Annotated in this window: 14 protein-coding genes; 9 read left to right on the top strand and 5 right to left on the bottom strand. The window is 66.0% G+C overall.

Features of this window, described 5'->3' with window-relative positions:
• Nucleotides 1-158: 158 nt before the first annotated feature.
• Nucleotides 159-569 (top strand): (deoxy)nucleoside triphosphate pyrophosphohydrolase, encoded by a 411-nt coding sequence (locus IC762_RS03115; protein ID WP_195787197.1) that lies wholly within the window; start codon nt 159-161, stop codon nt 567-569.
• Nucleotides 570-726: 157 nt separating this feature from the next.
• Here IC762_RS03115 and IC762_RS03110 read toward each other — a convergent pair whose 3' ends face one another.
• Entirely contained in the window at nt 727-1569 is an 843-nt protein-coding gene (locus tag IC762_RS03110) for a methyltransferase domain-containing protein (protein WP_195787196.1), read from the bottom strand.
• 77 nt (nt 1570-1646) lie between these two features.
• Between IC762_RS03110 and IC762_RS03105 the strand changes: the two genes are divergently transcribed.
• The 5 genes from IC762_RS03105 to IC762_RS03085 all read left to right on the top strand — a co-directional run bounded on the left by IC762_RS03105 (nt 1647) and on the right by IC762_RS03085 (nt 4692).
• A complete protein-coding gene (locus IC762_RS03105) occupies nt 1647-2456 on the top strand; it encodes a ComF family protein (RefSeq protein WP_195787195.1) in 810 nt (269 codons plus the stop codon).
• Nucleotides 2457-2486: 30 nt separating this feature from the next.
• Nucleotides 2487-2759, top strand: a complete 273-nt coding sequence (grxC, locus tag IC762_RS03100; protein ID WP_195787194.1) for a glutaredoxin 3 — start codon at nt 2487-2489, stop codon at nt 2757-2759.
• Nucleotides 2759-3637, top strand: coding sequence for a carbon-nitrogen hydrolase family protein (locus IC762_RS03095; protein ID WP_195787193.1), 879 nt, complete (start codon nt 2759-2761; stop codon nt 3635-3637). Before grxC ends, IC762_RS03095 begins: the two co-directional genes overlap by 1 nt.
• The gene (locus IC762_RS03090) at nt 3634-4125 is read left to right on the top strand and encodes a DUF1178 family protein (RefSeq protein ID WP_195787192.1); all 492 of its coding nucleotides are present in this window, start codon (nt 3634-3636) and stop codon (nt 4123-4125) included. Before IC762_RS03095 ends, IC762_RS03090 begins: the two co-directional genes overlap by 4 nt.
• Nucleotides 4126-4251: 126 nt before the next feature.
• A complete protein-coding gene (locus tag IC762_RS03085) occupies nt 4252-4692 on the top strand; it encodes an EamA family transporter (protein WP_195787191.1) in 441 nt (146 codons plus the stop codon).
• Here the strand turns inward: IC762_RS03085 and IC762_RS03080 are convergent.
• The 4 genes from IC762_RS03080 to IC762_RS03065 form a co-directional block, all read right to left on the bottom strand.
• Entirely contained in the window at nt 4689-5588 is a 900-nt protein-coding gene (locus tag IC762_RS03080) for a DMT family transporter (RefSeq protein WP_195787190.1), read from the bottom strand. The two genes, IC762_RS03085 and IC762_RS03080, sit on opposite strands and share 4 nt — an antisense overlap.
• Before the next feature lie 137 nt (nt 5589-5725).
• A complete protein-coding gene (locus IC762_RS03075) occupies nt 5726-6007 on the bottom strand; it encodes a GIY-YIG nuclease family protein (RefSeq protein ID WP_195787189.1) in 282 nt (93 codons plus the stop codon).
• A gap of 97 nt (nt 6008-6104) precedes the next feature.
• Nucleotides 6105-6863, bottom strand: coding sequence for a bifunctional 2-polyprenyl-6-hydroxyphenol methylase/3-demethylubiquinol 3-O-methyltransferase UbiG (ubiG, locus tag IC762_RS03070; RefSeq protein ID WP_195787188.1), 759 nt, complete (start codon nt 6861-6863; stop codon nt 6105-6107).
• Between the two features lie 14 nt (nt 6864-6877).
• Nucleotides 6878-7345, bottom strand: coding sequence for a PH domain-containing protein (locus IC762_RS03065; protein ID WP_195787187.1), 468 nt, complete (start codon nt 7343-7345; stop codon nt 6878-6880).
• Between the two features lie 197 nt (nt 7346-7542).
• On the opposite strand from IC762_RS03065, the gene IC762_RS03060 reads away from it, so the two are divergent.
• From IC762_RS03060 to prfA, 3 genes are all read left to right on the top strand, one after another.
• A complete protein-coding gene (locus IC762_RS03060) occupies nt 7543-8799 on the top strand; it encodes an aspartate kinase (RefSeq protein WP_195787186.1) in 1257 nt (418 codons plus the stop codon).
• Between the two features lie 441 nt (nt 8800-9240).
• The gene (gene ptsP, locus IC762_RS03055) at nt 9241-11508 is read left to right on the top strand and encodes a phosphoenolpyruvate--protein phosphotransferase (RefSeq protein ID WP_195787185.1); all 2268 of its coding nucleotides are present in this window, start codon (nt 9241-9243) and stop codon (nt 11506-11508) included.
• A gap of 57 nt (nt 11509-11565) precedes the next feature.
• Nucleotides 11566-12645 carry a peptide chain release factor 1 gene (gene prfA, locus IC762_RS03050; RefSeq protein WP_195787184.1) on the top strand — a complete coding sequence of 360 codons (1080 nt, stop codon included), beginning with the start codon at nt 11566-11568 and terminating at the stop codon, nt 12643-12645.
• Nucleotides 12646-12656: the final 11 nt, after the last annotated feature.

Raw genomic sequence — 12656 nt, 5'->3', positions numbered from 1 at the left:
TTTGATGAGGATAGGAATGCGGCCCTCACCCTGCCGGTAACGAATTAAAGGGAACTTTATTGCGATCGCAGAAAGGCGTGTGAAAACAATTCGTTTGTTGCTGCGGCGATTGCTGGTTAATGAAGCTTGAAGACCGCAACCGAAGACGCCCGCATCACATGGCCTCCATCAAGCTCACCCTCGTCGTTGCCTGCGCGCTGGTCGACGCCGACAAGCGCGTGCTGCTGGCGCAGCGCCCCGAAGGCAAGGCGCTCGCCGGCCTCTGGGAATTCCCCGGCGGCAAGATCGAGCCCGGCGAGCGGCCGGAAGAGACGCTGATCCGCGAACTGCACGAGGAAATCGGCATCACCGTCAGCGAGCCCTGCCTCGCGCCGCTGACCTTCGCCAGCCATGCCTATGAGACTTTCCATCTCCTGATGCCGCTCTACATCTGCCGCCGCTGGGAAGGCATGGCGGTGGCGCGCGAAGGCCAGAACCTCGCCTGGGTGCGCGCCAACAGGCTGCGCGACTATCCGATGCCGCCGGCGGACATTCCACTGCTGCCGCATCTGATCGATCTGCTGCTGTAGTCTTGCTCCGTCGCCACCTCCCCCCTTGCGGGGGAGGTCGGATCGCGTCGACAGATGCGATCCGGGAGAGGGGTGGCCACGGCGGCAGTCCCGATGCGGCCCCCCTCTCCCCAACCCTCTCCCGCAAGGGGAGAGGGAGCCCGCGCAACGTGCGTCCCTAACGTTTCACACCCTTCACCGCCGCCTCCAGGCTCGCTTTCGCCGATCCCGGCTTCAGCGGTTTCGGCTGGCTGTCATGCGGCGCCCAGCCGGAGAGCCAGACGATGTCGAAGGTGGCGCGGATGCGGCCGTCGGCGTCGGCGAAGCGCTCGCCATAGATCTCCGCCATCCGCAGCATGGTGGCGCGGCGGGTCGGGGCGCGACGGCGCTCGCACAGCACATTGGTCGCACCCATCCGGCGGAGATCGGCCATCAACGCGAAGGCGCTGGCGTAGCGCACCACGACGCGGTCGACGTCGGTCACCGGCAGCGCAAAGCCGGCGCGCTGCAATAGCGCGCCGATATCGCGCAGATCGGCAAACGGCGCGACGCGCGGCGACACCCCGCCCTCGCATTCGGCCTCCGCCGCGGCAAAGCTTTGCCTGAGCTCGGTCAGCGTGTCGCCGCCGAGCATCGCCGCGAGCAGCAGCCCATCGGGCTTCAACGCACGGCGGATCTGCGCCAGCACGCCGGGCAGGTCGTTGACGAACTGGAAGGCCAGCGCGGAGACTGCGAGGTCGAGCGATTCAGGCGCCAGGCCGAGCCCTTCCGGCTCCGCGAAAGCAATCCGCGCGATCGAACCGACGCGCCCCCGCAACGCCTCGACAAGCCCACCGCCCGGCGTCCAGACATCCACCGCCGCGGCAAAGCCGCGCGACACCGCAAGCAGCCGGTCCGCCATGTCCTCGGCAGCGCGCTCGAGCAGAAACGTCACTGCGCCCTCGCGTCGCGCACGCGCCAGCCGCGCGCCGAGCAGCGCGCGGTCGAACAGGATCGGGGCTATAGCCGGGCTCGATGCCATGGCGGCTGGTTACGCCGGATGACATCGGCAGGCAATGCGGGTTGAGCAGACACGGCTCAGGCGCTAGCCTCGCTCCCATGGACGCCGAAGCATCACCATCACCTTCGATCGCAAGCCATCTGCGGCGCGCGCTGGGCGCGGTCGGCGGCGGATGCATGCGCACGGCGCGGCTGGCGCTCGATATCGCGCTGCCGACGCTCTGCGTCGCCTGCCGCGAGCCGGTTCATGGCGAGGGCGTCTGCGCGGCATGCTGGGCGAAATTGTCGTTCATCGCGCCGCCGCTCTGCCCGCGGCTCGGCATTCCCTTTGTCTACGATCCCGGGCCCGACCTGCTGTCGATGGAGGCGATCGCCAATCCGCCGACCTACCAGCGCGCCCGTGCCGCGGTGCGTTACGACGACGTCGCACGCACGCTGGTGCACGCATTGAAATACCAGGACCGCACCGACCTGGCGCCAACCATGGGCCGCTGGATGGCGCGGGCGGGGAAGGAATTGCTCCACGACGCCGATGTTCTGGTTCCGGTTCCGCTGCACTGGCGGCGCGGCTGGAGCCGGCGCTACAACCAGTCGGGTGCGCTGGCCAAGGTGATCGCGCGCCAGAGCGGCGTCAAAATGGCCTCCGAGGCGCTGCGGCGGGTCCGGGCCACCGAGCAGCAGATCGGACTGTCGCGGAAGGACCGCGCCAGCAATGTCCAGGGCGCATTCGGGGTCGCCTCCGAACGCAAGGCTGAGATCGCGGGCCGCCGCGTGATCCTGGTCGACGATGTCCTGACCTCGGGCGCCACCGTGGATGCCTGCGCCCGGGCGCTGCTGCGGGCCAAGGCCGCGCAGGTCGACGTGCTGGTGTTCGCCCGGGTTGTCGATGGCCACCGTGCTCCCATATAATCCAGGCATTCTGGTTCAACCGAGCGCACCATGACCGCTGCCATTGAAATCTACACCCGCCCGGGCTGCGGTTATTGTACCGCGGCCAAATCGTTGCTGACGCGCAAGAACGCCGAATTCACCGAACTCAGCGTCGCCAGCAACCCGGCCTACCGCGACGAGATGTACAATCGCGCCGGCGCCGGCTCGACCTTTCCGCAGATCTTCATCGGCAAGACCCATGTCGGCGGCTGCAACGAGCTCTATGCGCTCGACCGCGACGGCAAGCTCGATGGTCTGCTCGCCAACGGAGGCGGCGCCTGATGGCCGACAACACCACCTTTACCGCCGCGATGGTGCAGATGCGCACCTCGCTATTGCCCGAGCCGAGCCTGGAGCAGGGCACGCGGCTGATCCGCGAGGCGGCAGCCCAGGGCGCGCAATATGTGCAGACGCCCGAAGTCAGCAACATGATGCAGCTGAACCGCAAGGCGCTGTTCGAGCACCTGGCGAGCGAAGAGGACGACAAGTCGCTGAAAGCCTACCGCGCGCTCGCCGCCGAATTGAAGATCCATCTGCATATCGGGTCGCTGGCGCTGCGCTACTCGCCCGAGAAGGCGGTCAACCGCTCTTTCCTGATCGGGCCCGAGGGCAACCTGCTCGCGAGCTACGACAAGATCCACATGTTCGACATCGATCTGCCCGGCGGCGAGAGCTATCGCGAATCGGCCAACTACCAGCCCGGCGAGACCGCCGTGATCTCTGACCTGCCCTGGGGCCGGATCGGGCTGACGATCTGCTACGACGTGCGCTTCCCGGCGCTGTACCGCGCGCTGGCCGAGGCCGGCGCCGCCTTCCTCACGGTGCCCTCGGCCTTCACCCGCAAGACCGGCGAGGCGCACTGGCACACGCTGCTGCGCGCCCGCGCCATCGAGACCGGCTGCTTCGTGTTCGCCGCAGCCCAGGCCGGCCTGCACGAGAACAAGCGCGAGACGTTCGGGCATTCACTGATCATTTCCCCCTGGGGCGAGATCCTCGCCGAAGGCGGTGTCGAGCCCGGCGTGATCCTGGCCGAGATCGATCCCGGCAAGGTCGAGACCGCGCGAAAAACCGTCCCCTCGCTGCAGCACGGACGCCGCTTCGGCATCGCCGACCCCAAGGCCGGCCCGGAGCATCTGCATCTGGTCCGGGGTCAGGCATGATCCGCTACACCCTGCGCTGCGAGCAGGGCCATCAGTTCGAGAGCTGGTTCCAGAGCTCGTCGGCCTATGAGCAGCAGGAGCGGCGTCATCTGATCGCTTGCCCATCCTGCGGCTCGGCCGAGGTCGAGCGCGCGATCATGGCGCCGCAGATCATCAGCAGCAAAAAGAAGAGCCGCGCAGCGGCGCAATCGGTGCCCGCCGAGGCAACGCCGGCCGTGCCGGCGGAAGCCACGGCCGGCGAGCCGACCTCGCTGATGATGGCACAGGAGCGCGAGCTGCGCGCCAAGCTGAAAGAGCTGCGCGACCACATCGTCAAGAACGCCGACAATGTCGGCGACCGCTTCCCCAACGAGGCGCGCAAGATGCATTACGGCGACATCGAGCATCGGCCGATCTACGGCGAGGCCTCGCCGGAGGAAGCACGCGCGCTGGTCGACGAAGGCGTCGAAGTATCGCCGCTGCCGACGCTGCCGGAAGACCGCAATTGATCTCCTTTTGTCATTCCGTGGCCCGCGCAGCGCAAGCCCGTAATCCGTTCCGACACAGACTGCACGGCCCAATGGATTCCGGGCACTCGCCAAGAGGCGAGCCCCGGAATGACGAGAGGGCGTAGCATGCCTCCCGAAACTTTCTCTTCCTGGCAGGTCTGGGCGTTCCTCTCCGCCATCTTCGCGGCGCTGACCGCGATCTTCGCCAAGGTCGGCGTCGAGGGCATCAATTCCGATCTTGCGACCCTGATCCGCACCGTGATCGTCCTGATCACGCTGTCGGCGATCCTGTTCGCCACCGGGCAGTTTGCGCAGTCCGGACCGATCTCCGGAAAAAGCTGGCTGTTCCTGCTGTTGTCCGGGCTCGGTACCGGCGCGTCCTGGCTCTGCTATTTTCGCGCGCTGAAGCTCGGCCCGGCGACGCTGGTCGCGCCCATCGACAAACTGAGCGTGGTGCTGGTGGCGCTGTTCGGCGTGATCTTCCTGGGCGAACGCCCCTCGACCTATGGCTGGATCGGGATCGCGCTGATCTCCGCCGGAGCGGTGCTGATCGCGGCCAAGGGTTAAGCTGCGATCAGCAGCGCCACGCCGATCACGATCAGGACAATGCCTGCGAGCTCGCGCAGCGAGAACGGCTGCTTGAGCGAGAAATACGCCACGCCTTGCGCGAACAGCACCTCGATCAGCGCCAGCGTGCGCACATTGGCGGCCGCCGTCAGCGCGAACGCCAGGAACCAGAATTGCGAGGAGAACGCGCCCATGAAGCCCGCGAACATCGACGGGCGCCACAGGCCGAGGATCTTGCGCAGCACGTCGGGCGCGCGCAGCAACAGATAGACCGAGAGGATCAGCGTCTGGACGAACAGGCTCCACACCAGCGTGTAGGAGGCTGCCGTCGCGAAGGAGGCGCCCGGCACCGCGATGATCGCGCCGCGAAAGCTTACCGCCGAGATCGCGAACACCGCAGCCGCACCGAGGCCGAGCACGGTCGGGCGCCAATCGGCAAAGCTCCTCTGCCCGCCACCCCGTAGCGCGGTGACGATGACGCCGATCGTCGCGATCACGATCGCGATCACCTTCGCCGACGTGAGGTGGTCGCCGAGGAAAAAGAAGCCGAAGATCGCGGTCTGGATCGCCTCGGTCTTCATATAGGCCGTGGTCACCACGAAGGAGCGGTCGTTCATCGCCAGCAGCATGAAGCCGGTGCCGACGATCTGGCTCAGTGCGCCGGCGAGCAGCCACGGCCAGAACGCCGTCGAAGGCCACGGTACGCGATCGCCGGTGATGATCACGGCGAGTGCGAAGAACAGGATCGAGAACGGCAGGCCGAACAGGAACCGGATATTGGTCGCACCCCAGGTCCCGAGCGGCCCGGTCAATTGGCGCTGCATCGCATTGCGCGCCACCTGCCCCAACGCAGCGACGATGGTGAAGGGAATCCAGAGCGAGGCGATGGTGAGCATGTGCGGAGCGTGCCGGGCGCGCGCAATGCGGTCAACCGAAGCGGTGCATGACTAGATTGCGCGGGCGCCAAAAATTCACTGTCGTCCCTGCGAAAGCAGGGACCCATAACCACAGGGAGACGTTCAGGGCATACCGCTCAGACAAGCAGATCGCTGAGATCCCGCCATTCCGGATTGTCGCGCTCGATGAGCTCGATCTTCCAGTCACGCTTCCATTTCTTGAGCTGCTTTTCGCGCGTGATGGCTTCTTCGGCGCGTTGATACGATTCCACGTGAACGAGGCGGTAGACGCCGTATTTTTTGACGAATAACGAGCCCTTGCCAATCTTGTGCAGCTCAAGCCGATTCTGGATGGAATTTGTCACGCCGATATACAGCGTACCATTGCGCCGACTCGCGAGTATGTAGACGTAGTACATGCCCGGAACGCGATCTCGCCCAACAATGAGGGCCGGTGGTTATGGGTCCCTGCTTTCGCAGGGACGACATCGCCTTGTGGAGATTGCTTCGCCAGCCTCACACCCCCTCCGCCACCACCATGTAGTTCACGTCCATGTCGGACGAGATCGTCCATTTGTCGGCGAGCGGGTTGTAGACCACGCCGGCCTGTTCGGTGATGGTGAGGTTGAGGTCGGCGAGGTAGCGTTCGAGCTCCGAAGGCGTGACGAACTTGCCCCACTCGTGGGTGCCGCGCGGCAGCCAGCGCAGCACGTATTCGGCGCCGACGATGGCGAGCGCGAAGCTCTTCCAGTTGCGATTGAGCGTCGAGACCACCATCAGCCCGCCGGGCTTGAGCATCGCCGCGCAGCGTTTGAGGAAGGCACCGACGTCCGTGACATGCTCCACCACCTCCATCGCCAGCACGATGTCGAAGCGCTCGCGCGGATCCATCTCCTCCAGCGTGGTGCAGCGGTAGTCGATCGACAGATGGCTCTTGTCGGCGTGCAGCTTCGCCGCGGCGATGTTGCTGGCGGCGGGATCGATCCCGATCACCTGGGCGCCGAGCCTGTTGAGCGGTTCGCACAGCAGCCCGGCGCCGCAGCCGATGTCGAGCACGCGCAGGCCGGACAGGCAGCTCAGACTCTTGGCATTGCGCTCGAACTTGCGGCAGGCGGCGTCGCGGATATAGGTCAGGCGCAACGGATTGATCTTGTGCAGTGGCGCCATCTTGCCGCGCGGATCCCACCATTCCGCCGACAGCTTTGAGAATTTCGCGACCTCGGCCGGATCGACCGAGCTGGCGGATGATGAGGAAACGGTTGATTGCATGGCCATGGTTACGCGCGCCCCTATCGCGCGGTGATCGCACTGCGGAACGCCAAGGGCGAGGCGATGGTTGTGATTCTTTGCTTGCCCTCGCCGACGCCCAGGATGGTCACATCGCCGTAGTTCAGGATGCGGCCCGGGATGCTCTGGTAGACATCAACGCTCTCGACCTTGTCGAGGCTCATCTCGAACGTCTTGCGGGTGATGAAACCGGTCTTGTGGACGACGCGCAGGTTGGTGACGTCCGTCTCGGTGGTAAGGCGATGGAACCAGGCCTTGATGGTCCAGAACAGCGCCGCAAGCGCCACCACCGCGGCCGCTGCGAAGCACGCCAGCACGAGCCCGTCGACCGTCGTCAGCCGGGAGGCGATCAGAAGCGCCAGCGCCACGACCCAGGCCGCGATCGCCTGCCAATAGAAGATCCAGTGCGCATTGGTCGAGTACAGCACCTTCTCGCCCGGCTGCAGGATTTCGTCGATGTAACGCCCCATCCAATCCGCCTTCGAGTCGCCGCTGCGCCACAGCCCGCCACAACCGGTAAAAACGCGCCCAAAACACCCCAAAAGACCACAAGCAACCGTCTTGCCCCCGGGCACGGCGCTATGTATACGCGCGTTTCGGTCCCCGCGCTTGCGGTTTTCGGCGTGGGTTAACCTACTTATCCTCTTAAAGGAACAGACGCGTCGTCATGGGCCGCCTCGTGATGAAATTCGGCGGTACGTCCGTCGCCAATATCGATCGCATCCGCAACGTCGCGCAGCATGTGAAGCGCGAGGTCGACGCCGGCCATGAGGTCGCCGTCGTGGTCTCGGCGATGTCCGGCAAGACCAACGAGCTGGTCGCCTGGTGCACCGAGGCGTCGCCGATGCACGACGCGCGCGAATATGACGCGGTGGTCGCTTCCGGCGAACAGGTCACCTCCGGCCTGCTTGCGATCACCCTGCAAGGCCTCGGCATCCAGGCACGCTCCTGGCAGGGCTGGCAGATCCCGATCAAGACCTCGGATGCCCACGCCTCGGCGCGCATCCTCGAGATCGACGGCAGCGAGATCCTGACCCGCTTCAAGGACCGCAAGGAAGTCGCCGTGATCGCCGGCTTCCAGGGCATCAATCCCGAGAACGGCCGCATCACCACGCTCGGCCGCGGCGGCTCCGACACCTCGGCGGTGGCGATCGCGGCCGCTTTGCGCGCCGACCGCTGCGACATCTATACCGACGTCGACGGCGTCTACACCACCGATCCCCGCGTGGTGCCGAAAGCCCGCCGGCTCGACAGAATCGCGTTCGAGGACATGCTGGAGCTGGCCTCGCAGGGCGCCAAGGTGCTGCAGGTCCGCTCGGTGGAACTCGGCATGGTGCACAACATGCCGATCTTCGTCCGCTCCAGCTTCGACAAGCCTGAGGATATCGACCCCTACGCCAACCAGCCGTCGGGCACGCTGATCTGCAGCGAGGAGGAAATCATGGAAAGCCACGTCGTCACCGGCATCGCCTTCTCCAAGGACGAAGCCCAGATCTCGGTGCGCCAGATCGAGGACAAGCCGGGCGTCGCCGCCTCGATCTTCGGGCCGCTGGCGGATGCCAACATCAACGTCGACATGATCGTGCAGAACGTGTCCGAGGACGGCAAAACCACCGACCTGACCTTCACCGTTCCGGCCACCGACTATAACCGCGCCAAGGATACGATTACCTCCGCCAAGGCCAAAATCGGCTACGCCAGGCTCGACACCGCGACCGACGTCGCCAAGGTCTCGGTGATCGGCAGCGGCATGCGCAGCCATGCCGGCGTCGCGGCCAAGGCCTTCAAGGCGCTGTCCGAGCGCAACATCAACATCCGCGCCATCACGACGTCCGAGATCAAGTTCTCGGTCCTGATCGACGCCGCCTACACCGAACTCGCGGTGCGCACGCTGCATACGCTGTACGGGCTCGATCAGGCGTAGGGCGCTGGCCGGCCGGTAAATCCCTCCCCGTCATTCCGGGGCTCGCGAAGCGAGAGCCCGGAATCCATCGGGCCACGATTTCTGCGGTGAAATGGATTCCGGGCTCGCGCCAAGCGGCACGCCCCGGAATAACGAGGTTAGAGACCATCTCCTCCAGCCCCCGCACCCAGAGTTAGAATTTCTCTTAGCGGGCGCAGCATTGGGCTGACGCAGACGTTATTTGCTACTGGCAGGCGTTTTGCTTGGCAAAGCAAGCCTCGATTGGCTATACGGCCAGTCAGGTGGGCTGCCGCAAACTGTGCCACAGTTTTGGCGATCCCGATTCGGCGGGAACTGGCGCTTGCAGCAACGCCGAATGATTAAAATTGTTTGGTTTAGTGCGTTTTGCGCCAGCGGCCGGCAACCCCGTGCGCTGGCCTGACGGGGGAGGGACTGGAGCATATGCGGAGCGCGTCGGGAGGCCCCCGCATCCTGTTGAGACGACTCCGCGAAACCATGGCGGAGCAGGTCTCCGCCCAGGAGCGGCTCGACAAGATCGTGGTGCTGATCGCGGCCAACATGGTGGCCGAGGTCTGCTCGACCTATGTGCTGCGCGTCGACAACACGCTCGAGCTCTACGCCACCGAAGGCCTCAACCGCGACGCCGTGCACCGCACCGTGCTGAGCGCGCATGAGGGCCTGGTCGGCCTCGTCGCCAGCGACGCCAATCCGCTGAACCTGTCCGACGCGCAAAGCCATCCCGCCTTCTCCTATCGGCCGGAGACCGGCGAAGAGGCCTACCACTCGTTCCTCGGCGTGCCGATCCTGCGCGCCGGCAACACGCTCGGCGTGCTTGTGGTGCAGAACCGCGCCAAGCGCACCTATGTCGAGGAGGAGGTCGAGGCGCTGCAGACCACCGCGATGGTGGTGGCGGAGATGATCGCCTCCGGCGAGCTCGCCGCGCTGGCGCAGCCCGGCGCGGAGCCCGCGGCGCGACACGCGATGCACCGGACCGGCGCGGTGCTCTCCGACGGCATCGCGCTCGGCCATGTCGTGCTGCACGAGCCGCGCGTCGTCATCACCAACTACATCGCCGAGGACCTGCCGAAGGAGGTCAAGCGGCTCGACGCAGCGCTGGCCAATCTGCGCGCCGACCTCGACCGCATGCTGGAACGCGGTGACGTCGCCGAGGGCGGCGAGCACCGCGAGGTGCTGGAAGCCTACCGCATGTTCGCCAACGACCAGGGCTGGTCGCACAAGCTGCATGAAGCGGTCGCCACCGGCCTCACTGCGGAGGCCGCGGTCGAACGCGTGCAGTCCGACACCCGCGCGCGCATGCTGCGCTCGACCGATCCCTATCTGCGCGACCGGCTGCACGATCTCGAGGATCTCGGCCATCGCCTGATGCGGCAGCTGGTCGGCCAGGATCATGCGCCGTCGCGTGAACAATTGCCCGACAACGCCATCCTGATCGCCCGCGCCATGGGCCCGGCGGCGCTGCTCGACTACGACCGCAAGCGGCTGCGCGGCCTGGTGCTGGAGGAAGGCACCGCCAATTCCCACGTCTCGATCGTGGCGCGTGCGCTCGGCATTCCCGCGGTCGGCGAGGTGCCGAACGCGCCCGGCATTGCCGATCCCGGCGACGCCATCATCGTCGACGGCATTTCGGGCGAGATCTATGTCCGGCCTTCGACCGAGATCGAATCCGCCTATGCCGAGCGCGTCCGTTTCCGCGCCCGGCGGCAGGCGCAATATTCGGCGCTGCGCGACAAGCCCTGCGTCACCAAGGACGGCCAGCCGATCGAGCTTTTGATCAATGCCGGCCTGACCATCGACCTGCCGCACATCGACGACACCGGCAGCGCCGGCATCGGCCTGTTCCGCACCGAGCTGCAGTTCATGGTGAGCCCGAACCTGCCGCGCTCGACCGATCAGCTGCAGCTCTACCGCACCGTGCTCGACGCCGCGGGCACCAAGCCCGTCACCTTCCGCACGCTCGACATCGGCGGCGACAAGGCGCTGCCCTACATGGAGACTGTGGTCGAGGAAAACCCCGCGCTCGGCTGGCGCGCGATCCGGCTCGGCCTCGACCGTCCGGGCCTGCTGCGCGGCCAGATCCGCGCGCTGCTGCGCGCCGGCGGCGGCCGCGCGCTGAAGATCATGTTCCCGATGATCTCCGACATCGCCGAGTTCGACCAGGCCAAGGCGATCGTCGAGCGCGAGCTGACCTACCTGCGCCAGCACGGCCATTCGCTGCCCGAGCGCATCGATGTCGGCACCATGGTCGAGGTGCCGGCCCTGCTCTACCAGCTCGACGAGCTCCTGAAGAAGGTCGACTTCGTCTCGGTCGGCTCCAACGATCTGTTCCAGTTTCTGTTCGCGGTCGACCGCGGCAATGCCAAGGTGTCGGAGCGCTTCGACATCCTGTCGGCGCCGATCCTGCGCGCGCTGCACGACATCGTGCGCAAGGCCAAGTCGGCGAAAAAGGTCGCCTCGCTGTGCGGCGAGATGGCTTCGAAGCCGATCGGCGCGCTGGCGCTGATCGCGCTCGGCTATCGATCTTTGTCGCTGTCCGCGACCGCGCATGGCCCGGTGAAAGCGATGATCCTCGACCTCGACGCCAAGAAGGCCGAGGCGATGATCAATCCGCTGCTGGAAGCTCCGTCCGGCAGCGTCTCGATCCGCGAGGCGCTGACGAAATTTGCCGAGACCGAAGGGCTGGCCTTGTAGCGAGGCTCGCGTCGCCTGCTGCCGCTCTTCTGTCATGCGCAATTCTGAGATTTTCCCATGCTTCCCGAAGCCAAGCTCGATATCCTGCTCGCCCACCACGCCTCGCTCGAGGCCGAGCTGCTGGGCCGGGTCAATTCCGACCGCTATGTCGCGATCACCCGCGAGCTCGCCGAGCTCAATCCACTGATCGATGCGGTGAAGGCCTATCGTTCGGCGCTCACCGAGCTCGCCGGCGCCAAGACGTTGCTGGCGGACTCGGCCGACGATCCCGAGATGCGCGGCATGGCGGAGGCCGAGCTGGAGACGCTGCAGGCGCGCATCGGCGAGCTCGAGCAGAAGATCCGCGTCGCGCTGTTGCCGAAGGACGCCATGGACGACCGCAACGTGGTGCTGGAAATCCGCGCCGGCACCGGCGGCGACGAGGCCTCGCTGTTCGCCGGCGATTTGTTTCGGATGTATGAGCGCTTCGCCAGCTTGCAGGGCTGGAAGGTCGAGGTGATCTCGGCGAGCGAAGGCACCGTCGGCGGTTACAAGGAAATCATCGCCGAGGTGCAGGGCCGCGGCGCCTTCGCTAAGCTGAAATTCGAGTCCGGCGTGCACCGCGTGCAGCGCGTGCCCGATACCGAGACACAGGGCCGCATCCATACCTCGGCCGCCACGGTCGCCGTGCTGCCGGAAGTCGAGGATGTCGACGTCGACATCAAGGACACAGACCTGCGGATCGAGACGATGCGCGCGGGCGGCGCCGGCGGCCAGCACGTCAACAAGACCGAATCGGCGATCCGCATCACGCACATCCCGACCGGCATCGTGGTGATGATGCAGGACAGCCGCTCGCAGCACAAGAATCGCGCATCCGCGATGAACATCCTGCGCTCGCGCATCTACGACGCCGAACGCCAGCGCGTCGATGCGGCACGCTCCGCCGACCGCAAGGAGAAGGTCGGCTCCGGCGACCGCTCGGAGCGCATCCGCACCTACAACTTTCCGCAAGGCCGCGTCACCGACCACCGCATCAATCTGACGCTCTACAAGTTGCCGCAGGTGATCGCGGGCGAAGCGCTCGGCGAATTGATCGATGCGCTGACCACCGAGCACCAGGCCGCACAACTCGCCGCACAGGGCGCTGCGGCATAGCGGCGCGTGAC

The organism is Bradyrhizobium genosp. L (assembly GCF_015624485.1).
Lineage (GTDB): Bacteria > Pseudomonadota > Alphaproteobacteria > Rhizobiales > Xanthobacteraceae > Bradyrhizobium.
This window is presented reverse-complemented; position numbering and strand designations above follow the sequence as displayed.

Bases quoted from the DNA above. Each gene is read 5' to 3' on its own strand.
- IC762_RS03090 (WP_195787192.1), top strand. From the start codon at position 3,634: ATGATCCGCTACACCCTGCGCTGCGAGCAGGGCCATCAGTTCGAGAGC.
- grxC (WP_195787194.1), top strand. From the start codon at position 2,487: ATGACCGCTGCCATTGAAATCTACACCCGCCCGGGCTGCGGTTATTGT.
- ubiG (WP_195787188.1), bottom strand. From the start codon at position 6,863: ATGGCCATGCAATCAACCGTTTCCTCATCATCCGCCAGCTCGGTCGAT.
- ptsP (WP_195787185.1), top strand. From the start codon at position 9,241: ATGCGGAGCGCGTCGGGAGGCCCCCGCATCCTGTTGAGACGACTCCGC.
- IC762_RS03105 (WP_195787195.1), top strand. From the start codon at position 1,647: ATGGACGCCGAAGCATCACCATCACCTTCGATCGCAAGCCATCTGCGG.
- IC762_RS03065 (WP_195787187.1), bottom strand. From the start codon at position 7,345: ATGGGGCGTTACATCGACGAAATCCTGCAGCCGGGCGAGAAGGTGCTG.
- prfA (WP_195787184.1), top strand. From the start codon at position 11,566: ATGCTTCCCGAAGCCAAGCTCGATATCCTGCTCGCCCACCACGCCTCG.
- IC762_RS03115 (WP_195787197.1), top strand. From the start codon at position 159: ATGGCCTCCATCAAGCTCACCCTCGTCGTTGCCTGCGCGCTGGTCGAC.
- IC762_RS03075 (WP_195787189.1), bottom strand. From the start codon at position 6,007: ATGTACTACGTCTACATACTCGCGAGTCGGCGCAATGGTACGCTGTAT.
- IC762_RS03085 (WP_195787191.1), top strand. From the start codon at position 4,252: ATGCCTCCCGAAACTTTCTCTTCCTGGCAGGTCTGGGCGTTCCTCTCC.
- IC762_RS03080 (WP_195787190.1), bottom strand. From the start codon at position 5,588: ATGCTCACCATCGCCTCGCTCTGGATTCCCTTCACCATCGTCGCTGCG.
- IC762_RS03095 (WP_195787193.1), top strand. From the start codon at position 2,759: ATGGCCGACAACACCACCTTTACCGCCGCGATGGTGCAGATGCGCACC.
- IC762_RS03110 (WP_195787196.1), bottom strand. From the start codon at position 1,569: ATGGCATCGAGCCCGGCTATAGCCCCGATCCTGTTCGACCGCGCGCTG.
- IC762_RS03060 (WP_195787186.1), top strand. From the start codon at position 7,543: ATGGGCCGCCTCGTGATGAAATTCGGCGGTACGTCCGTCGCCAATATC.